Source organism: Chryseobacterium sp. 2VB, from assembly GCF_005503635.1.
Taxonomy (GTDB): domain Bacteria; phylum Bacteroidota; class Bacteroidia; order Flavobacteriales; family Weeksellaceae; genus Chryseobacterium; species Chryseobacterium cupriresistens.
This window is the reverse complement of sequence record NZ_SCNC01000010.1, coordinates 1-21,820: the sequence shown is the minus strand read 5'-3', so window position 1 is coordinate 21,820 and position 21,820 is coordinate 1. Positions and strand designations below refer to the sequence as shown.

At 37.1% G+C, this 21,820-nt stretch carries 17 protein-coding genes; 8 read left to right on the top strand and 9 right to left on the bottom strand.

All coding sequences use genetic code 11. The annotated features are described in order from the left end of the window. Positions 1 to 211 precede the first annotated feature (211 nt). Together FFS26_RS11205 and FFS26_RS11200 are read left to right on the top strand one after the other, a co-directional pair. Positions 212 to 1,462 (top strand): dicarboxylate/amino acid:cation symporter, encoded by a 1,251-nt coding sequence (locus FFS26_RS11205; RefSeq protein ID WP_047434424.1) that lies wholly within the window; start codon positions 212 to 214, stop codon positions 1,460 to 1,462. Between the two features lie 6 nt (positions 1,463 to 1,468). Next, complete coding sequence (locus FFS26_RS11200; RefSeq protein WP_110009981.1) at positions 1,469 to 2,194, top strand: phytanoyl-CoA dioxygenase family protein; 726 nt, start codon at positions 1,469 to 1,471, stop codon at positions 2,192 to 2,194. Between the two features lie 171 nt (positions 2,195 to 2,365). Here the strand turns inward: FFS26_RS11200 and FFS26_RS11195 are convergent, their stop codons facing one another. Next, positions 2,366 to 5,167 (bottom strand): GH92 family glycosyl hydrolase, encoded by a 2,802-nt coding sequence (locus FFS26_RS11195; protein WP_137905060.1) that lies wholly within the window; start codon positions 5,165 to 5,167, stop codon positions 2,366 to 2,368. A gap of 117 nt (positions 5,168 to 5,284) precedes the next feature. After that, positions 5,285 to 5,740 (bottom strand): hypothetical protein, encoded by a 456-nt coding sequence (locus FFS26_RS11190; RefSeq protein WP_137905059.1) that lies wholly within the window; start codon positions 5,738 to 5,740, stop codon positions 5,285 to 5,287. 151 nt (positions 5,741 to 5,891) lie between these two features. Between FFS26_RS11190 and FFS26_RS11185 the strand changes: the two genes are divergently transcribed. Continuing rightward, positions 5,892 to 6,998 (top strand): Mrp/NBP35 family ATP-binding protein, encoded by a 1,107-nt coding sequence (locus tag FFS26_RS11185; protein ID WP_137905058.1) that lies wholly within the window; start codon positions 5,892 to 5,894, stop codon positions 6,996 to 6,998. A 47-nt stretch (positions 6,999 to 7,045) separates the two neighbouring features. Continuing rightward, positions 7,046 to 7,294: a NifU family protein gene (locus FFS26_RS11180; RefSeq protein WP_002977212.1), complete on the top strand. Its 249-nt coding sequence runs from the start codon at positions 7,046 to 7,048 to the stop codon at positions 7,292 to 7,294. A gap of 149 nt (positions 7,295 to 7,443) precedes the next feature. Here FFS26_RS11180 and FFS26_RS11175 read toward each other — a convergent pair whose 3' ends face one another. From FFS26_RS11175 to ppk1, 7 genes are all read right to left on the bottom strand, one after another. Beyond that, positions 7,444 to 8,469: a hypothetical protein gene (locus FFS26_RS11175; RefSeq protein WP_137905057.1), complete on the bottom strand. Its 1,026-nt coding sequence runs from the start codon at positions 8,467 to 8,469 to the stop codon at positions 7,444 to 7,446. Positions 8,470 to 8,768: 299 nt separating this feature from the next. Continuing rightward, the gene (locus FFS26_RS11170; protein ID WP_110009976.1) at positions 8,769 to 9,161 is read right to left on the bottom strand and encodes a DUF3060 domain-containing protein; all 393 of its coding nucleotides are present in this window, start codon (positions 9,159 to 9,161) and stop codon (positions 8,769 to 8,771) included. 175 nt (positions 9,162 to 9,336) lie between these two features. After that, entirely contained in the window at positions 9,337 to 12,375 is a 3,039-nt protein-coding gene (locus FFS26_RS11165; protein ID WP_137905056.1) for a choice-of-anchor I family protein, read from the bottom strand. Positions 12,376 to 12,515: 140 nt separating this feature from the next. Then, positions 12,516 to 12,665 carry a hypothetical protein gene (locus tag FFS26_RS22515; protein WP_156106575.1) on the bottom strand — a complete coding sequence of 50 codons (150 nt, stop codon included), beginning with the start codon at positions 12,663 to 12,665 and terminating at the stop codon, positions 12,516 to 12,518. Further along, entirely contained in the window at positions 12,662 to 13,315 is a 654-nt protein-coding gene (locus tag FFS26_RS11160; protein WP_137905120.1) for an NAD-dependent epimerase/dehydratase family protein, read from the bottom strand. Before FFS26_RS11160 ends, FFS26_RS22515 begins: the two co-directional genes overlap by 4 nt. Positions 13,316 to 13,592: 277 nt before the next feature. Continuing rightward, entirely contained in the window at positions 13,593 to 14,477 is an 885-nt protein-coding gene (locus FFS26_RS11155) for an exopolyphosphatase (RefSeq protein WP_110009974.1), read from the bottom strand. Further along, positions 14,474 to 16,546, bottom strand: coding sequence for a polyphosphate kinase 1 (gene ppk1 / locus FFS26_RS11150; RefSeq protein ID WP_137905055.1), 2,073 nt, complete (start codon positions 16,544 to 16,546; stop codon positions 14,474 to 14,476). Before ppk1 ends, FFS26_RS11155 begins: the two co-directional genes overlap by 4 nt. 232 nt (positions 16,547 to 16,778) lie before the next feature. On the opposite strand from ppk1, the gene FFS26_RS11145 reads away from it, so the two are divergent. The 4 genes from FFS26_RS11145 to FFS26_RS11130 all read left to right on the top strand — a co-directional run bounded on the left by FFS26_RS11145 (position 16,779) and on the right by FFS26_RS11130 (position 21,624). Further along, the gene (locus FFS26_RS11145; RefSeq protein WP_137905054.1) at positions 16,779 to 17,483 is read left to right on the top strand and encodes a hypothetical protein; all 705 of its coding nucleotides are present in this window, start codon (positions 16,779 to 16,781) and stop codon (positions 17,481 to 17,483) included. A 200-nt stretch (positions 17,484 to 17,683) separates the two neighbouring features. Further along, positions 17,684 to 19,576, top strand: a complete 1,893-nt coding sequence (dnaK, locus tag FFS26_RS11140; RefSeq protein WP_110009971.1) for a molecular chaperone DnaK — start codon at positions 17,684 to 17,686, stop codon at positions 19,574 to 19,576. Positions 19,577 to 19,779: 203 nt separating this feature from the next. Beyond that, a complete protein-coding gene (locus FFS26_RS11135; RefSeq protein ID WP_137905053.1) occupies positions 19,780 to 20,331 on the top strand; it encodes a helix-turn-helix domain-containing protein in 552 nt (183 codons plus the stop codon). 3 nt (positions 20,332 to 20,334) lie between these two features. Further along, positions 20,335 to 21,624: a site-specific integrase gene (locus FFS26_RS11130; protein ID WP_110009970.1), complete on the top strand. Its 1,290-nt coding sequence runs from the start codon at positions 20,335 to 20,337 to the stop codon at positions 21,622 to 21,624. Positions 21,625 to 21,820: the final 196 nt, after the last annotated feature.

The following is a 21,820-nucleotide window of genomic DNA, read 5'->3' as shown; positions in this document are numbered from 1 at the left end:
TTATTAATGTTGTTATACACTCAAATGTAATAATAAAATTTGTACCAAAGGAATAAAAATTCAATAAATGTTTCTTAATTTTTTTACAATATTTTCTAAACCAGGGTTTTAATTTTCAGGGATTAAAAACTTAATGCAAAATTCAACGCTATAGAAGAAAATCGTCTGCCAATTGAAAAACCATTATATTTGCGCAAATTGAACTATATATATGAAAGGACAGAATAAACTTTTTATAGCAATTATCATTGCCCTTCTTCTGGGCGTAGGAATCGGAGGTATTGTACACGTGAGCTATCCGGATAGTGCAGAACCCTTTTCTAAAAACATAAAACTGTTGGGAACGGTTTTTATCAGATTGGTACAGATGATTATTGCTCCATTGGTTTTTACAACATTAGTAGTGGGGATTGCCAAAATGAGTGATATCAAAATGATTGGAAGAGTAGGTACAAAAGCCATGCTTTGGTTTATTTCAGCTTCTCTGATTTCCCTTTTTATCGGGTTGATCCTTGTTAACTGGCTGGAGCCGGGACATGTTACAAAATTACCGATTCAGGATGTGGCTTCTGCTGATGAGCTTCTTAAAAGCAGCAAAAGTTTTTCCATGGAAGACTTTGTAAAACACATGATTCCTAAAAGTTTATTTGAAGCCTTCGCTACCAACGAGGTATTGCAGATTGTTGTATTTGCGGTAATGTTTGGAGTTGCTTTGGCTAATCTTGGAGAAGAATACGCTAAGCCTGTTGTGAAACTATTTGATATTATTGCTCACGCCATTCTTAAAATGGTAGGGTATATCATGTGGTTTGCTCCGCTTGGAGTATTGGGCGCTATTGCAGCGGTAGTGGCCACCAATGGTTTTGAAATTTTTAAAGTATATGCTATTTATTTAAGAGACTTCTTCTTTGCTATAGGAGTTCTCTGGCTGGTCCTTTTACTGGTAGGATATTTCATCTTAGGAAACCGTCTTTTTGATCTTTTAAAAAGAATTAAAGAGCCTTTGCTAATTGCTTTCTCTACTACAAGTTCAGAAGCAGTATTCCCGAAATTGGTGGAAGAACTGGAGAAATTCGGGTGTAACAGCAGAGTAGTATCTTTTATTTTACCTTTAGGATATTCATTCAATCTGGATGGAAGTATGATGTACATGACATTTGCTTCAATCTTTATTGCTCAGATCTACGGAATCGAAATGACCCTTGGACAGCAGATCACTATGCTTTTGGTATTAATGCTTACGTCAAAAGGAATTGCAGGAGTTCCAAGAGCTTCCCTGGTAATTATTGTGGCAACATGTTCAATGTTCGGGATTCCGCCAGAAGGTATTGCTTTGATTTTACCAATTGACCATTTCTGTGATATGGGTAGAAGTATGACCAACGTACTTGGAAATACGCTGGCAACCACAGCAGTTTCAAAATGGGAAGGGCAGTTAACTGAACCATTGGACAAAATTTAAATATCAATGAGTTTACATAACTTAGAAAATCATAAAAGCCATATTGAAGAATATGGCTTTGCTGTTATCAATGATGTGTTTTCGCAGAAAGAACTTGAAGACATCAATGTTGTGCTGCAAAATATAGACACTTCAAAAGAAAATTTTAGAAAGTCTGAAGACCTTTTTGCTATCAGGCAGTTCTTAAAAGAAGTTCCGGAAATCAAAGATCTTGTGTTTAATGAAAACATCCGGAAAGTGGTGAAAGAAATCTTCGGTGAAAAATATTTTGTGGTTAAAAGTATCTATTTTGATAAGCCTGAAACCTCCAACTGGTATGTAGCCTATCACCAGGATCTTACTATTTCTGTAGATAAGAAGTTGGAACTCGCTAATTTCGGACCTTGGACCACCAAACAAAATCAGTTTGCGGTACAGCCTCCACTCAACGTTTTGGAAAATATCTATACCATCAGAATCCATCTGGATGATACCGATGAAAACAACGGAGCGCTGAAAGTGGTTCCAAAGTCTCATGCAAAAGGCATTTACAGACCCGAGACTATTGATTGGACTGTAGAAACAGAAGAAATCTGCAACGTAGAAAAAGGGGGAATTATGCTGATGAAACCTTTAACGCTTCATGGTTCTAACAGAACAACGAACGGAAGGAAAAGAAGAGTCATTCACATCGAGTTTTCTGATATAGAACTTCCGGAAGTTCTGCAATGGTCGGAAAGAATGAATGGATAAAAAATACGCCCTTCGAATTTTCGAAGGGTGATTTTTTTTGTAGGAAGCTGGATGCTGGAAGTTTCTGAAAGTCTAAAGATTAATCTATGTTTACTTATCAAATTTTTAATTTTAACCTTTCTTCAAGCCAACTTTAAAAAGTACTCCGGCAGATAGAAACTTCCATCTTCCTTACTTTATACCAATCTCATCAATAAAGATATACGCATCGCCTCCGGCTCCCTGATGCCATTCCGGAAGTTTTCCGAAGTAGTAGGCTTTTACTTTGATATAACGTGCTTCGGTAGGAAGAATTTCTGTAGAAAAATCTTTGATCTGTACTTTTTCATCCTTAGGATCAATAGTATTGTCAACGGTCTTCAGAAGGACAAAATCTTTTCCGTTCATGGAAGCGTAATATTCCACCTTTTTAGGCATCAGAATCCATGCTCTGCTGTCCTGAAGATACGTTGAAGATAAATATTTAATGTTTTGAGGGGATTTAAGATCAATAATAGCTTCAAAATTTTGTCCCTGATAACCATGCCATTCACCCTTTCTCCAATTAACATCTCCCCTGATTCCGTCAATAAGTGCCAGGCTTCCGGTAGCACTGTACTGCGGAGTCACTTTTGACAGAATATTAATATCCCAATAGTTTGGTCTTCTGTTGAAATGAGCGGTTGTCACAGAACTTTTTTCTCCGTTTCTTTCAGCATAAGCCATTACCTGAGTGGTTTTGGTGATGGAGAATGGTCCTTTATAAGTTGAAAACGTCTTTCTTTTATTGCTGTCACTCTCATCCATTGTCATATAATATACTTTGTCGCTTGGGTTTAATGGAGTGATTTCAACTTTGGTAGAAAAGTCGAAGATTCTGTCGGCAGCAATTACTGGTGAAGCGGTTTGTTCAGCATATTTAAAATCTTTAACAGGTTTTACATTTTCGAACCCCAGTTTTTTAAGTTCAGCTTTGCTGGTATTTTTGGAAATCGTTCTTGTAGTACCGTCTTCAAGATGAATTTTAATTTCATCAAAATAAGGAGTGGTGGTTTCCCATTCCGGTAATCCCGGGGTTACAGAATAAATTCCCATTGAGCTTAAAACATACCAGGCACTCATCTGGCCGCAGTCTTCATTTCCGATCAATCCGTCAGGGGTGTTTTTATAAAAATTATCAAGAATGTATTTGATTTTCGCATCTGTTTTTTCTGGCTTGTCGACGAAATTATACAGATAGGCAATGTGGTGGCTTGGCTCATTTCCCTGGGCATATTGGCCCATCAATCCTGTGATGTCCACTTGTTCTCTTCCCGTAGTTTTATCAGGAGCAGTAAAGATAGCATCAATAAACTGTTCAAACTTTTCTTTCCCGCCATGAGCCGCAATAAGTCCCGGAATGTCCTGCTGTACAGAATATGAATAATGCCATGAGTTTCCTTCCGTATAATTATTGTTGACTTCTCTCGGGTCAAATGGTTCATACCAATTCCCGTTTTTTCTCGGCTGCATAAAACCTGTTTTTGGATTGTAAAGGTTTTTCCAGTTCTGAGAACGTTTCATGAACTCCTGATAGTCTTCTTTCTTGCCTAAAATTTTTGCCATCTGAGCAATACACCAGTCATCATAAGCATATTCTACAGTTTTCGAAACACTTTCATGCTCGTCATCTATACTGATATAATGATTCTGTTTATAAGCATTCAATCCAAAAATATCCTGCATGGCTGAACCTTTTGCTGCCTGAAATGCCTTCTCATAATCAAATCCCTGAATTCCTTTTGCCATTGCATCTGCAATGACAGAAACGGAGTGGTAGCCAATCATGCATTCTGTTTCATTGGAAGCCAGTTCCCATACCGGAAGTTTTCCTCCCTGTTCATATTGTTTAATGAAAGTATTGATAAAATCAGCAGTTCTTTTTCTGTCGATTAAAGTCATCAGCGGATGTGCTCCTCTGAAGGTGTCCCAAAGTGAAAATACCGTATAATAATCAAAACCATTGGTGGTATAAAGCTTATTATCTCTGCCTCTGTATCTTCCGTCTACATCCATATTGATGTTGGGTTGTGTGAAAACGTGATAAAGAGCGGTGTAAAAAATGGCTAATTTGTTTTTATCATCAGATTTCACCTCAATTTTTGAAAGCTCTTTGTCCCAGTCAGATTGAGCTTGCTTTCTTACAATGTCAAAATCGCCTGACTGTCCTTCTGCCAGCATATTTTTTCCTGCTCCTTCATATCCTGTAGGAGAAACAGAAACTTTTACATTGATCTTTTCTCCTTTTTTAACGGTGGCTGAAAATGCCAGAGCAAGTTTTGTTCCGGTAAAAAGATTGTTTTCCTGCTTTCCGTTAACTTCTTTTTTTGAAATTTTCATGGGTTTTGAAAACTCAATTCTGGCGTAAATATACTGGTTGGTGGCCCATGCTTCACTTCTTCTGAAAACCTCAATGGTTTTATCATCAATAATCTTTACTTCCCCTTCCAGAAGTTTGTCTCTGTGATTGAGGTCTAAGATAATATTGGCATTGCCTGCGTTGTTGAACGTATATTCGTGATAGCCGACCCTTCTGGTAGTAGTAAGGCGGACATCAATATTATTCTTATCTAATTTTACAGAATAATATCCGGCAGCCGCCTTTTCATTTTTATGTGAAAACCTTGAAGAATAATCCTTGCTGCCCAGACCTGGGTTTCCCATCGTAGGCATCAGCATGATATCTCCATAATCGGAAACTCCCGTTCCGTTCAGATGAGTATGAGAAAAACCATAGATTACAGAATCCGAATAATGATATCCGCTGCATCCGTCCCAGCTTCCATCAATTCTTGTATCGGGAGAAAGCTGTACCATCCCGAATGGAACGATTGCCCCGGGAAAAGTGTGGCCATGTCCTCCGGTTCCTATAAACGGATTGACATATTGGGAATAGCTCTGTGCAGAAATGATCTGAGTAATAAATATAGAAAATGCAATAAGCCCTTTTTTCATGTTCTGATTTTATCAGACGAAGATATTGAAAAACAGTAAAAGTGATGCAATAAAAGATCATTACCGTTTGTCCTGTTAAAAACGATCTCATTCATAAGAAGACAGAGCCAATTAAAATTACACTTCTCCTTCAAAAAAATGATTGAGATAGGTCTCTTTATCTTTGTCTTCTCTTCCGGAGCCCAGATATTTTTTCCAGGACTGAGATTCATGATAGACAATACCCATTTCCCAGACACAATACGTCGGGAGGTGGGTTTTGTTTCTGTCCCATATTTCAAATTGTCCGGAACCATCATAATACACGCTCTCCCATAATTCGTTTTCATTTCCCCATGTACATACCAGTAAAAGATAGTTTTTTCCGCAGCGGTGCATAATGACAAATCCGAGATCATCAATGTTTTTAAAGTTTTCTTCAGCACTTTCAATACACTTTTGGGCATTTTCAATGTCCTGTTGTGAAACTTCTGCAGGATCATTGGCCAGGTCATACCATTTGAATTTTGTTTTTCCAACAATAATAATTCCTTTTGGCTGTGCATATTTGGAAGGATAGGAGGTCGTTTTCATATCAATTGCTTTCTGGGGGAGGAATGTGGTATCAGAATAAAAAAACAGAATAAGAAATTTTTAACGATCTGATTTATCACCTGATATTATAGATTTTATTGATTCTAAATTACCGAAAAAATGCGTAAATTTGTAAACAATTTATATTTATATGTTGACGAAAGAAAAGGTTCAGGAATTCCTTAAAGAAATAGAAGTAGACGATTTGGTGAATAATCTTCAGATTATGGGTAACGATGTTTATATTGATATGACTGCCCATTCGCCTGCAATGCACGAAAAGAAAAAACTGGAGGCTGCCATGAAACAGGCTTTTGCCAGTGAGTTTGGAGAAGACATTCATTTAAAACTTAAAATCGTTTCTCCGGAGCCTAGTGAAATTCAGCAAAGTCAGATCAAAGGAAAACAGATTCCGGGAATTCAAAATATTATCGCTATTGCTTCGGGTAAAGGAGGAGTAGGGAAGTCTACAGTTTCTGCAAATATGGCAGTAACGTTAGCTAAAATGGGCTTTAAAGTAGGATTACTGGATGCTGATATCTACGGTCCTTCAGTTCCTACCATGTTTGATACAGAGGGACAAAAACCAATTTCTGTAGAAGTGAATGGTAAGAATCTGATGAAGCCTATCGAAAATTATGGAGTAAAAATGCTTTCAATAGGATACTTCTCAGGAGCCAATCAGGCAGTAGTATGGAGAGGTCCTATGGCTTCAAAAGCTTTGAACCAGATGATCAGAGATGCTGCATGGGGAGAACTGGATTTCCTTCTAATTGACCTTCCTCCGGGAACAGGTGACATTCACTTGTCAATTATCCAGGAAGTACCGGTAACAGGAGCGGTCATTGTAAGTACACCTCAGCATGTTGCATTGGCAGACGTAAGAAAAGGAATTGCCATGTTCCAGATGGAAAGTATTAACATTCCTGTGCTTGGTTTGATCGAAAATATGGCGTATTTTACACCGGAAGAACTTCCTGACAATAAATATTATATCTTTGGAAACCAGGGAGCACAATATTTAGCGGAAGATCTTGGAATTCCGGTATTGGGTGAAATTCCACTAATCCAGAGCATCAGAGAAGCAGGTGACGTTGGAAGACCGGCAGCACTTCAGGAAGGATCTAAAATTGCAGATATCTACAAAGAAACTGCCAGAAAAATGGTAGAAAGCTTAGTGAAAAGAAATAAAAATCTTCCTCCCACTGAAGCAGTGAAGATTTCCACAATGGCAGGGTGCTCGCCAAAAGCAAAATAATAATAATTTCAATAAAATTTGAAGAAACCGAATTGAACTGAAAAAATATGGAAACAAACATAACGCACGAAGATACAGTAACAAGAGTAATGGAAGCTCTGGAAAGCATCAGGCCGTTTTTGAATAAAGACGGTGGTGATATTGAGCTTATTGATGTGAAAGATAATCAGGTGTTTGTAAAACTTTTAGGTAACTGTTCCGGGTGTTCATTGAATTTTTCAACCTTAAAACTGGGTGTTGAAAATACAATCAAACAACATGCTCCGGAAATCGAAAAGGTAATCAACGTAGAGTAAATTATATCTGAGATATTTTTAAAAAGACAGGCTTTTTTTAAGGCCTGTCTTTTTATTTGCATTAATAACAATAAGTTTGGTTCACCAAGCTTAACCAAACCCGTCAGGTTTATTAATTTTTGAGTATATTTTCACGTAATAAATGAAAATTATAATCCTGCCGGAGGTGCAGCTGCTGCTCCACTATTTAATCCTCCTAAGTTTTGAGACACTGGTGTAAGCGTTTTAAGTACACTATTATTGATAACAAGGCAGTAGATTGTCCATGTTCCATTCACTCCACCTGGAGTAGCCGTGGCTAAATAGTCAGCTGATAAACGCCATGTTCCGGCAGAAGTAAATGCAAACACATTTGCGGGAGCATAAGTAGGAGGTGTTGTTCCTGTATTAGTATTTAAAGAGGTGTTAAAACTATTTCCTACTACTGTCACAGTATAATCTGTGCTGCTTATTTTAGTGTCATAATTAGCAATCCAGTCTCCATTAACGTTAGAAATTGTATAAACAATATAATTTAGCGGTGATGTATTTCCGGTTGATGAAACAGCAATTTTCACTTCTCCTGTTGTGTTGTCTCTCACAAGGGTAGAAACATTAGTTGATGAATTGGAACTTGCAGCAGTCCCAATTCTCACATTACCATTAATATCCAATTTAGTAGTAGGTGCGGAAGTCCCGATTCCTATTCTGTCATTTTGTGTATCTACTGAAAAAGTAGTGCCGTCAATATTAAATTGATTGACACTGGGGGTACTTGCCGTAAAAGATAATGTTTTATTAGTCATGGCGACAGTACGATTTGCTTGTATCGTACCATCTGTATTATATATACTGGTATCGCTGGGAACAGAGGTAATTACTTTTTGCCAGATAGTTCCATCAAAATAATAGTAGCCGGGTGTAGTAACATTGTTTGTTTTTACTGTAAGGGTACCTGTTGTATCTAATACATACACCAATGTACCTGTTTGTGGGGAATTATAAGCCCCGTCTTTAGCAATAAGGTCAGCTCTTGATAATCTAGGAGTGATTAATCCCTCAGCAATAGCAGGAGCTGTGGCTGTTGTTAATGCTTTTACATCAAGAGTTGCAGTGGGAGAGCTTGTGTTTATCCCTACCTGAGCAAAATATAAGCTGAAAAATAAGCTTAATGAGAACAATAGTACTTTTTTCATGATTTCTTTTGGTTTTGTGTTTTTTAACTGTAAAATGGTTTTACTGTTAAATATTAAAATGTTATTTAAATATACAAATAATATAATAAATTTGATTGAGATTTTTATTTGAAAAAGGTCACAAGGAGATATTTTATAAGCAGGAATTTTTAAGGACTGTCTTTTATTTGTATTAATAGCAAGAAGTTTGGTTCAGCTTGGTGAACCAAACCTGACGGGTTTTTAAAGCCCGGCAGGTTTTTAATTAATTGATACTTTAGGTCTAGGATGAGATTTTTCAGATTCCGAAAAATGTTTTTTTATTGTTTTACAACCTTATTTCCCACTCCTGTAATAGAAACATCCGGTTTCCCTGATTTTGTTCCTGAAGTTCTGTAGTAAACGGTGTTATCACCACCTTCCATGGATATTTTGTCTACTTTATCGATGTATATTTTGTTACCTGTTCCTGAGATTGTAACTTTTTTTGCACTCCCTTTTACCGTAAGCTTGTTATCACCACCTTCTACCTCAACAACGCCTCCGCTGAGTGTATAATTGAGTGTATGTCCTACACCTTCTACATGTACCACTTTATTGCCTTCGGTTTTCTCCACACCTTTTGTAGATTCTGTTTTTCTGGATTGTGAGAAAGCAGTAGCTGTTCCCAGCAACAGGAAAGTAAGAATTCCTGCGGTTTTAATATTCTTCATGCGAATTGGTTTTTTATTCGGGATAAATATAGATATAAAATGCTTTCTTCCAAGTGTTTCAAAAGTTAAATCATCTTAAATAAAGAGTCTTCATATGGCATATTGTATATTCCAATGACAAAAAAGCCCCGGAAAATCCGAAGCCTTAGATAAAATGGTATGCTGTAATGTATATTTACTTTACAATAACTCTCTTGATCTGTCCTTCTGACGTTTTTACCAGATAAACACCGGCAGAAAGTGTAGAAGTATTGATTGTTAAAGCATCCTTTTCTTTTCCGATCAATTTTCCGGACATATCGTACAATTCGTAATCCTGTTTTCTGTTGAAATAAAGTGTATTTCCTTTGTTGACAGGGTTTGGAAATACATTGAAAGCTGCCTGTTCAGATTTTATCTCACCTGTTCCAAGCGTAGCAGGCGTGGCTACTTCATACATGGATAAAGTTCCGCTGATCTCATTCGCAACGATCACATACCCTTTATTGGTTGTTGTATTTTCAGGGGCAATGTAAATGATTCCTTCAGGACCATTGTCTCCTCCGTATGCTGAAGTAGAACGGGAATGTTTGTAATCTGTAAACGTAGGGTTATTAGGGTCCGTAATATTATAAACCATAACACCTCCGGTTCTTTCCAGTGTGATGAAAGCATACGTCTGTCCGTTGATGTTTCCTAAAGCAACTCCTTCCGGTTCCGGGCCTTTGGCGCGGCTTCTGTTTTTAATACCGTTAGACTCGTTATCCGCATTGAAAATTAAAGGATGATAAGCTGAAATATATCTTTCAAACTGATCTCCGCTGTCGTAGACAATCTGTTTAGTATCAGCATTGAAAATAGAGAAAGAACGCGCTCCTAAAGCCGCCATTTCTTCAAACTCCGAATCTGTATCCATATTTCCTGTAGCAGATGAAACCCTGAATCTGCCAAGATTATAAGCTGCTTTTAAAATACCTGCATTCGGAAACAATACAGGATCTAAAGTATAATTGTTAGCACCTACTGTAGTTCTTTCGCTGAATCCTGAAAGATCTTTTTCATCACCTTCATTAGCCGTTATAATATAATTGGTGCTTCCTATTTTATAATTCTGTACAGCGTCCGGAACATAGTAAGCTTTTACCGGCCAGTTGGCAATTAAAACCTCTCCATTGCTATCTGAGGCATCAAAACCGTTACCCGGAATACTCATGTCTTTTTTTCCCAATCCCCAGATTCCTGTGATGGTTTTTGTAACCAGATTAATCTCAGCAATGGCATTGTTTTCCTGAAGAGTTACCCATGCTTTCTGACTGTCGGCACTGATGGTTATATACTCCGGTTCCAGATCCTGAGAAAGGGTATTACTCGTTCTTACTTTTCTTAAACCGGCAGCGGTTAATGCTGCTACCTGATTATCAAAACTATTAAAATTAAGTGTTGTTACATTACTTTGGGTAAGATTTCCGATACCTCCGGAAATATCAATGATGCTGATAGTGCCTTCAGGGTCAATAGTGTAAGCATCATTAGGTTCTCCTTCATTGGCAGTAATTACTTTTGTTCCGTCAGGGGAGAATGTCACCATATCCGGTAAAGCTCCTACAGTTACCTGCTTCAGGAAATTTCCGTTGATGTCAAAAAATACTACAGATCCATTTTGCTGAGGATCAGTATTGGGAGAGGCGGCTGCAATGATTCCGTTTTTCACAGCGATACTTGTGATACCACCATAAGGAGCCATATTGACTGTTTTTATGACTGAAGGTATTGAAGGATTACTGAAATCAATAATATCAAATACATCAGTAATCGAACTGATTGTGAATAAACGTTGTGTTGACGGATCATGAACCACAATTTCTGTAGAACTGTTATTATTTCCTGACGGGTCAAAACTTAGAAGATAATTCAGCTGAATCTGATGGGAAGGAACCGGAGCCGGTTTATCATTGTCTACGATATAAACCGTTGCAGAATTGTCTCCTGAAATAGTAGCTCCCACAGGATTTTCAAGACTTACTACAAAATATTCAGCCTGCTGTTCTGCCACTGTGTCATCAATAATCGGAATATTGACGGTGTAACTCGTTGTAGATGGACTAATGTTAATAGTCTGGTTGGCTAAAGTAAAATCATTGGAATCGGCTGTACTGAAAGGAGCAGGCTTTACAACAAGGTTTACCGTAGAAGCAGAAGGATTGGTAATGTTGATTTTAAATGCAAGATTTCCCGCATTTTCATTAACCTTAATAAAATTCTTTTCTAAAGCAACTGTTGTTCCAGCAGTAGTAAAAGTACTCGAAGTAACAGTGGTAATTCCATTATCACTAAAATCTTCCACCATATTGGGCTTAAGCGCTAAATAATAGGCTTGCCCCGGCACAAGTCCGGAAGCAGGAATTACAGTGATGGTATTGTTAGTGAATGTTGTAGTGAAAGGAATTGGGGTACCTGAAGAATTTCCCAGACGGAAATCAATAAGGTTCTGTGCATTGTAATCGTTGATCGCAGAATTATCTGTTAGCCTTATATTTTCGTTAAAAGATAAGGTCGGATTTACAGCCGTCGAAGCATTATTGGTATTGTGAGCAGGTAAATAAGTAACCGTTGGTGGAGTAGTATCAGGGCCTCCTGCTGGAACAGCATCTACTGTAAAGTTATCAAAACGGTTGTTCCCGCCTGTTCCACCTCCCGTTGCGGAAAATTCTACCTTTAATTTAAAGTTAGGGTTGTTATTAGCACCCGGTACAGCAGAAAAATCGAGTGTTATCAGCTGGGGATCTGCATCCTGAGGATTCACGGTCTGAAACTGTACAAAAGTAGTTCCGTCTGTGGAATAAGACCAGGTCTGTGTTCCTGCTCCCTGACCGGATCTTCTGGTGGTGAACTTAACAATAATGTTATTATAGCCCGTTGTAGGAAGGTTAAACTGTAAAGCCCCTCCAATCGGATTGTTGAATCTTAAATGGGTTCCGGATCCATCACCGTTTCTGGCATTTAAATTTTGCAGACTAAAATTCTGTCCGGTACCTCCGGCAAAATCAATAACACTCGTTCCTCCTGCTATAGGTGCAAGAGAACCATTTACCATCGTAGAAGTAGGGGTCGTAATTGTGGATGCAGAAGCATTATCGTTAAAATTCCAGTAATGAATCAGTGTCTGCCCGAAAAGACCGCTCTGAAAGAAGAATGCGGCAATCACAGACCCTTTTAATAGGTAGTTGTTGATCATTTTTTATTTCAATTAGATAAATACAAAAATGAACTTTATACCTTGCAATTATTTTAATGGAACTTTAAGAAATGTTTAAAAAATAGGTTTATTTCCAATAAAAGATAAAAATTATGTGAATAAGAAACTTTATAGTGAAATTATTTTCCTGATTTTCCCGAAAAGTTTAAAATTGTTCCTGATTTATTTCCTTCCAAAGGATGTTTCTGCATATAAAAATATCCTGAAACAGCAGTCACAAGCAAGAGTACAAAAATAACCAGAACAATTCTTTTTAACATGTCTCTCATAGCGCTAAATTTTTAATATCTCTAATTTCTAAAGTAGATGTAGGGTATCCCTTTTGTGTCACATTGATCATTGCTCTACCCACTTCGTGTAAAGTTAATGATTTTGACTGAAAAAATACAGGAAAAATCCAAATAAAAGGTTTAAAAAACCATTTTACATTGATTTGACCCTCAACAGGTTTCATAAATCCCGGACGGAAATTATAAGCGCCTCTGAAATTCATTCTTTTCAGATCATTTTCTGTTTTTCCTTTTACACGGGCCCACATCATTTTTCCACTCTCTGTGCTGTCTGTACCTGCCCCGGAAACATAGTTGAACACCATTTCAGGATTTTGGTTCAAAACAGCTTTTGCAAAATGAAGGGTTGTATCATAAGTGATTTGGGTGTATTCTTCTTCGTTCATGCCTATACTGCTGATTCCTGCACAGAAAAAGCAGGCATCATAACCTTTTAGTTTTTCATCATTCAGATCGAGCGAAAAAAAGTCAGGGACGAGATATTCTTTCAGCTTAGGATGCGTTTTCCCGGAGGGTTTTCTGCTTATGCTCAGGATTTCGGAAACATCCGGGTTTTCAAGACATTCCATTAAAACACCTTCGCCTACCATTCCCGTAGCTCCTGTAAGAATTATTTTGATTGGGTTCATTGCTTTGCTATTGATATAGGTATGACGGATAGGCATAGGGTTTTACTTTAAAATTTTGGATAAAAGATAAAAGATATTGTCTTAAATGTCCGGATTCAATAATTCAATAGGGGTGGGCTTTAGCCCGCCTTAAAAATGAGCCGCCTTGTACTGGATTTAGCTAAAACTTAATTATACAGATTGCTTCGTCGCTATGCTTCTCGCAATGACAATGGGGAAAACTTTTAAAATAAAAGCCAGCGCATTTTTGCGCTGGCCTTCAATATCTTTATAAGCTTTATTTTTTATGTTGCAGCTGACTGTAAATATTATGGATCAATCCGTCTGCTACGGAAATTTTAGGAACAAAGATTTTATTGATATCAGACCATGACATAACATTGTTAAAAATTCCCAGGGCATGTACCAGTACGTCAGCACGGTCTTCTCTAAGGTTGTAGTTGGTCATTCTTTCTTCCACAGAAAGTTCATTGAATTCTTTGTAAACCTTTTTCAGATGAGACAGAGACATTGGTTTTCCATCTTTGGTCTTGCTCATAGAGAATACTTTGTTGATGTTTCCTCCCGAACCGATGGCAACAATCGGCTTTTTACTGACAATATTTTTCTTGATTTCCTCTTTCATTTCTTTCCAGTTATCCATCGTAACAAGATTGTTGAGAAGACGGATCGTTCCGATGTTGAAAGATTTTTCGTAAACCATCTTACCATTTTCGTAGAAAGTAAGCTCTGTAGAACCTCCGCCCACGTCAATATATAGATAGGCAAATTCTTTGTCAAGACCTTCTGCAACATGATTTTCGTAGATCAGCGTTGCTTCTTCATCACCGGAAATGATTTCAATATCAATTCCGGAGGTATTTTTTACGAGATCAATAATTTCATTACCGTTGGCAGCATCACGCATAGCACTGGTAGCACAGGCTCTGTAGTGGTCTACTTTGTATATTTTCATCAGATCACTGAAGATTTTCATAGAATCAATGACCATTTTTTCTCTTTCCGGACCTATCTTTCCGATGGTAAAAACATCCATTCCCAGTCTCAGAGGAATTCTGAGAAGGTTCAGCTTAATAAATTCAGGCTTTCTGTTATTGATCTTTACCTCATTGATAAGAAGGCGGGCTGCATTACTCCCTATGTCTATCGCTGCTATCTTCATTTCTTGCTTGTTTTAGCTTTTAAATATTTATAGGTTTCTATTTGTGATCGGCATTCTTTTTTATCATTTCTTACGTATTCATTGCTCAGTTTTTTATCTAAAATCCTTGCTTTTACGTTATCTCTAAGCTGGATATCAAGAATATCTTTTAATTCCTTCTTAAGGTTCTTATCAGTGATTTTAGCGGCTGCTTCAATCCTGTAGTCAAGGTTTCTTGTCATCCAGTCTGCGGAAGAAATGTACATGTCTTCAGCCCCTTTATTGTAAAAATACATAACTCTGGCGTGTTCCAGGTATTCATCTACAATACTGATAGCTTTTATTTTTTCTTTGAATTCCTTTTGATTTACAGCACAATAGATACCTCTTACAATCATTCTGGTTACCACTCCGGCTTTAGCAGCTTCATATATTTTTTCAATCAGTGCGCGGTCACTCATTGAGTTTACTTTGACAATGATTTCTGCTCTTCGTCCTGCCTTAGCTTCTTCGATTTCCTTATCGATATGGTGAACAATCTTTTCACGCATAAACTGAGGGCAAACTAATAAATTTTTACAAGTTTTCAAAATGGAAATAAAATCATCTTTCGGTTTTTTCAACACATTGAAGACTTTATTGATATCTGCCATGATGCCGCGGTCAGCAGTCAGCAGCAGATGATCACCATATATTCTGGCTGTTTTTTCGTTGAAATTTCCGGTACTTACGAAGCCATACTGGATTGTTTTATTGTGGGCTCTCTTCTTGATGACACAAAGTTTGGCATGTACTTTTTTGTTTGGAATGCCGACAAGTACGGTAATTCCCTCCGGTTCCAGCATATCTTTCCATTCAAGATTGGATTCTTCATCAAATCTTGCCTGAAGTTCAAGCATTACCGTTACCTCTTTACCATTTCTGGCCGCGTAGATCAGGGCATTGATGATTTTTGAGCTGCTGGCAAGACGGTAAGCGGTAATCTGTATTGATTTTACATCCGGATCCATCGCAGCCTCGCGAAGAAGATCAATCACCGGATTGTACTTGTGGTAAGGGAAAGTTAAAAGTACATCTTCTTTTAAAATGACATCTGTCACTCTTTCCCCATGCTCAAATGCCTGATGCGTAAAAGAGGTTCTTTCTACAGGTCTTTCATACTTTTCAAAAACATCGGGAAAATCCATGAAATGCTTGAAATTATGAATTTTGCCTCCCGGAATGATGCTGTCTTTCTTGGTTAAGTTAAGCTTTCTGATAAGAAGTTCCAGCAGAGCTTTATCCATATCTTTATCAAAAACAAAACGGGTAGGCTTTCCTTTTCTTCTGTTTTTGAGTCCCTTTTCTATTTTTTCTGCAAAATTGGTTCTGATATCATTATCCAGGTCCAGTTCGGCATCTTTTGTTACTTTAAATGCATTGGCTGCAAATTCATCATATCCGAAATAAGAAAATATGTGCGGAAGGTTGAAGGCGATTACATCCTCCAGAAGCATTACATTTTTTTCTTCCGGATCTTCTGTTGGCAGCAATACGAATCTTCCTATAAAACGGGAAGGAATTTCAATAATGGCATAATTACTGGAATACTGCCAGTCTTTTTTTCTCATGGCTACTCCCAGATAAAGACTTTTATCACGCAAATAAGGCATAGGAGTATTTTCGTGAAGGAGAATCGGGATCACATTGGATTCTACCACTTCATCGAAATATTGTCTGACAAATTCTTTTTGGTTGGCTGTCAGGTTTTTGGCATTCTTAATAAAAACTTTATGATCAGCCATTTCGGTCTGGATTTTTTTCCAGGTTTTATCAAAATTCAGCTGTTGTCTCATCACAACTTCATTGATTCTCTGAAGGATCTTGGATGGCGGCTGATAAAAAGATTCGGCAATCACTTTTTCCTTGAAATCCATGGCGCGCTTTAATCCGGCAACACGCACTCTGAAAAATTCATCTAAATTGTTGGAGAAAATTCCGAGGAAACGTATTCTTAAATGTAAGGGAACTTTTTCATCCATGGCTTCCTGCAAAACTCTTTCATTAAAGGCAAGCCATGTAATATCTCGGGGATTAAAGTGTATTGACATTCTAAATGTGTATATTTTATCAAAAATAATAATTCACAAAGATTCTGCCTCTATTTCTTAGGTTAAACTTTGATTAATTTTTGAAGATTGAATGTGGGATTCCTTCTATTTATTGGGACTTCTTGTAAAAGGTCTGGTTATCAGTTGTTTTTGCTATATTTATATCAGGTTATTATCAAAAATTTATTCATTATTTGAAAATATTTACCGGGATTATAAAAAACTTTTAGTCATGAAAAAATTGATAATCATACTTCTGCTGCAGTTATTTGGTTGGGGGCACAGTCAATATGTAGAGGTTCTGGAGAAAGGAAATCTGGAAAACCTGTCTCCCCGGAAATTTATGATTCCTTTACAGCAGCAGGAAAACTATAAATCAGCATTTGTAGGAAGGTACAAAGCTTATTATCCCAATACTTATCTCGGACATTTATTTACAGCCATTGCTGATAAAGCAAAAAGTTCAGGAGCGAATGCTTATCACATTGTAAGCTTTAAAGAAGGAGATCATCAAAATGAATCTGAATTAGTAATAGATACTTATTATATACAGGATTCCGACATCAGACATCAAAGTACGCTTATTGAAAAAAATAGAATTTATATTATTGGCGAGCCCATTCTAAACGGCGGAAATACTTCAAAGTTTAAAGTAAACGGAGAGAAAAGAGAAGTGACAGACAATACATTTGCAGCCATTACTCTAAAGGAAAATGAAGAGGTGAAAATAGTAAAAGGAGGGATTACAGGAATGACGGTATGGGCAAAATGGAAACCGGAGCAGTTTAATAAATTCTACAGTTTCTCAGGTATCGGAATAGACGGTGTAGGTTTTGGAACAAATGGAGTGGGAGTTGGCATTAATACTGGAAGAATATATCCTGTGGATCCGGATCTTGGCTATTTTTTGATTCAGGTTTTAAAAGAAAGTAAATAAAATCTCACGGCAAACTGATGAAAGTTGACACATCTCCATTCAAAAAAATGATTTTTTTTCCTGAATATAATTTCAAAACCCCAGCTTTAATGGGGTTTTTATTTTTATTGTGTCATTTTGTCATATTTTTTTGAATGGTACAGATATTGAGAAATTGAGAGTGTAAATTAAAATTAAAAATAGAAAAAATATAAAATATTATGAGTAAAATAATTGGAATTGACTTAGGAACAACCAACTCTTGTGTTGCTGTAATGGAGGGGAAAGACCCTGTTGTTATTCCTAACGCAGAAGGTAAAAGAACTACTCCTTCTATCGTAGCTTTTACGGAAGACGGAGAAAGAAAAGTAGGTGATCCTGCAAAAAGACAGGCTGTAACGAATCCAACAAAAACTGTTTACTCTATCAAAAGATTTATCGGAACACACTTTAAAGATGATGCTTCTGAAATCACAAGAGTACCTTATAAAGTAGTTGCCGGACCAAACGATACAGTAAAAGTAAAAATCGACGATAGAGAATATACTCCACAGGAAATTTCTGCAATGACGCTTCAGAAAATGAAGAAAACTGCTGAAGATTATCTTGGCCAGGAAGTAACAAGAGCGGTAATCACTGTTCCTGCATACTTCAACGATGCGCAGAGACAAGCTACTAAAGAAGCTGGTGAAATTGCAGGTCTTAAAGTAGAAAGAATCATCAACGAACCTACCGCTGCAGCGTTAGCTTATGGTCTTGATAAAAACCATAAAGATCAGAAAATTGCAGTATATGACCTTGGTGGTGGTACTTTCGATATCTCTATCCTTGACCTTGGAGACGGTGTATTCGAAGTATTGTCTACAAACGGTGATACCCACCTGGGAGGTGATGACTTTGATGATGTGATCATCAACTGGATGGCTGACGAGTTCAAAGCTGAAGAAGGTGTAGACTTGAAAGCTGATGCCATTGCTCTTCAAAGATTGAAAGAAGCAGCTGAAAAAGCTAAAATTGAATTGTCTTCTTCTCCTCAGACTGAAATTAACTTACCATATATAACAGCTACTGCTACAGGTCCTAAACACTTAGTGAAGACTTTAACAAAAGCTAAATTCGAGCAATTATCTGCTGATCTTGTAAGAAGATCTATGGAGCCTGTTGCTAAGGCATTAAAAGATGCTGGTTTATCAACTTCTGATATCGACGAAGTAATCCTGGTAGGTGGTTCTACAAGAATCCCGATTATCCAGGAAGAAGTAGAAAAATTCTTCGGTAAAAAACCATCTAAAGGAGTAAACCCGGATGAGGTTGTTGCCATTGGTGCAGCTATTCAGGGAGGTGTATTGACAGGTGATGTAAAAGATGTATTATTACTTGACGTTACTCCACTTTCTTTAGGTATCGAAACAATGGGTTCTGTATTCACAAAATTAATTGAAGCGAACACTACGATCCCAACTAAAAAATCTGAAGTATTCTCTACAGCTTCTGACAACCAGCCGGCTGTAAGCATCAGAGTAGGACAGGGGGAAAGACCAATGTTCAACGATAACAAGGAAATCGGTAGATTTGACCTTACAGATATTCCACCAGCACCAAGAGGAGTTCCTCAGATTGAAGTAACTTTCGATATTGATGCGAACGGTATCCTAAGCGTATCTGCTAAAGATAAAGGAACTGGTAAAGAGCAGTCTATCAAAATCCAGGCTTCTTCAGGTCTTTCTGACGAAGAAATCGAAAGAATGAAGAAAGAAGCTCAGGAAAATTCTGCAGCAGATGCTAAGAGAAAAGAAGAAGTTGAAATCTTCAACAAAGCTGACGGATTGATCTTCCAGACTGAAAAACAACTGAAAGAATTCGGTGAGAAACTTTCTGCTGACAAAAAAGCAGCCATCGAAGCAGCTCATGCAGAATTGAAAACAGCTTTCGAAGCTAAAAATGCTGATGACGTAAAAGCTAAAACTGAAGCGTTAGATGCAGCCTGGATGGCCGCTTCTGAAGAATTATACGCAGCTGGCCAGCAGCCAGGTGCTGATGCAGGTGCTCAGAACCCTGGTGGAAACGCCGGAGCTGAAGATGTACAGGATGCAGACTTCGAAGAAGTTAAGTAATTATTGATTAATAATAATTAATAAAATATCGAAAATCCCCACAGACAGCTGTCTGTGGGGATTTTTGTTTTTTTTATATTGTTTGATTTTGCGTGTTTTTAACCGTTTTTAATTAGACATTTGTACCATATTTGTACCGGAACTTAATATGCGAAGAAGTGGAACTTAAGGATTTTTTTTATATCTTTAGTTTTTCTAAAAATATGATTAAGAGGATTAAAAGGGAATGTCCACATTGTTCAGAGCAGTTTACACCAAAGACTGTAACTTCGGTTTATTGTACAGAACAATGTTCCAAGAAGGCTTATCAAAAAAGAAAAACGGAAGAGAAGAGGGAAATGCGAAGACAAGGTTTGATTGCAAAGATTCCAATAGATAAAACATTTATCACTGTTCCTGAAGCAATATTGATTTTTGATATTGCGAAAACAACAATTTACAGGCTAATTAAAAATAAAAGTGTTCCTTCTGTTAACGAGGGATCTCGATTAATTAGAGTAGATAGACAGGCTTTGGAAAAACTTTTCCCTATATCTAAGCCAAAAACAGAAAAAATCAGTACAAATCCTTTTGTTTACGATCTTGCTGAAGAGAATTGTTATACGATAGGAGAGATTTCCAAAAAATTTCAATTACACGATACCAGCGTATACAAGCATATTAGAAAATACTCAATTCCTACTCGTCAAATTGGTAACTATGTTTATGCTCCAAAAAGCGAGATTGATAAATTATATAATGGAACTATAGACTAGCGTATGAAACAACTTTCAAAAACTCAAGTGACCGTTAGACTGCGTAAAGCTGAAGACAGAAATGAATGGTATGTCTATTTGGAAAGTTATCCAATTTTTGTAGCTGGCAAAGATGAGCCTCAACGTGATAGGGAATATTTGAATAGAATTGTTCAGACTGTTGAATGGGATAAAAAAAGAACAGGTCGTACTAATTCAAAAAGTGGTATAAAGACATTTAAGCCAAGGCGTGATGATAATGGTGTCATTATATGCAAAAGTGAACGCGATCGTGAAACTATGTTATATGCAGATGGAATTCGCAAACTTCGTCAAAAAGAGTATGATAGTGTAGATCTATATAGTGAAGGTGATGCTGTAAAAGCTGAATTACAAGAAAAGCAAAAAGAGAAGTTTACAGATTACTGTAATCGTTTACTGAAGAAAAGGCACGGGTCTGCAAACAGTTCAGATTCCATTAGAACTAACTGGAAATGTCTAATTGAATTTATTGTAGAGTTTGCGGGTGATGATTTAAGGTTTTCTAAAATTGATTTAAGTTTTGCTGACGATTTTAAGCTTTATCTTTTGTCGGCACCATATCGTGGAAATAAGAAAGGAACACTTTCAAATAATAGTGCTGCAACGTACTTTTCTATTTTTAAAGCAATAGTTTCCCAAGCTTTTATAGATGGATATTTTATGATTGACTTATCAGCAAAGATTAAAGGTATTGGAGAGCAGGAATCTTTCCGTGAACATCTCTCTCTGGAGGAACTTAATCTTTTAGTAAATACACCTTGTGAAAATGATGAACTGAAACGAGCATCATTATTTTCTGCTCTAACGGGTTTACGACATTGCGATATTAAAAGGCTTACGTGGAAAGAACTTGATGTGCAATCCAATCGAATCAAAATTCACTTCAGACAGAAAAAGACAAAAGGGGTTGAGTATACACCAATTTCTGAACAAGCAATTCAATTGTGCGGAACTCCAAGATTACCAGAACAACTTGTATTTGAAAATTTGCATGATAGCTCGTGGATTTCCAGACCGCTTGAAAAATGGATGCAAGCAGCTGGGATAACCAAACATATCACTTTTCACTGCTTCAGGCATACGTTTGCAACACTACAACTTTCTTTAGGAACAGATATTTATACTGTTAGTAAAATGCTGGGTCACACTAAAGTCACCACTACTCAAATTTATGCGAAAGTAGTTGATGAACTAAAAAATAAAGCAGCTGGTGCAATAAAGTTAGATGAAAGTCTTATCAAAGAAAATCAACAAATTTTACAATCAAACTAATAAAGATGAAAATTAAGTATTTTGAGTACATCTGTATGTACATTCCAATTGTTATTGTAAGTATGCTCTTGGGTGTTTTAGCTTGTGCTATAACAATACATTCGCTACAAAATGAAGTAAGCTTTTATATGATACAGAAAATTGAAAAGGGAGACTAATGCGGTTTCCTTTTTTGCATATCTAAAAGCCCATTATT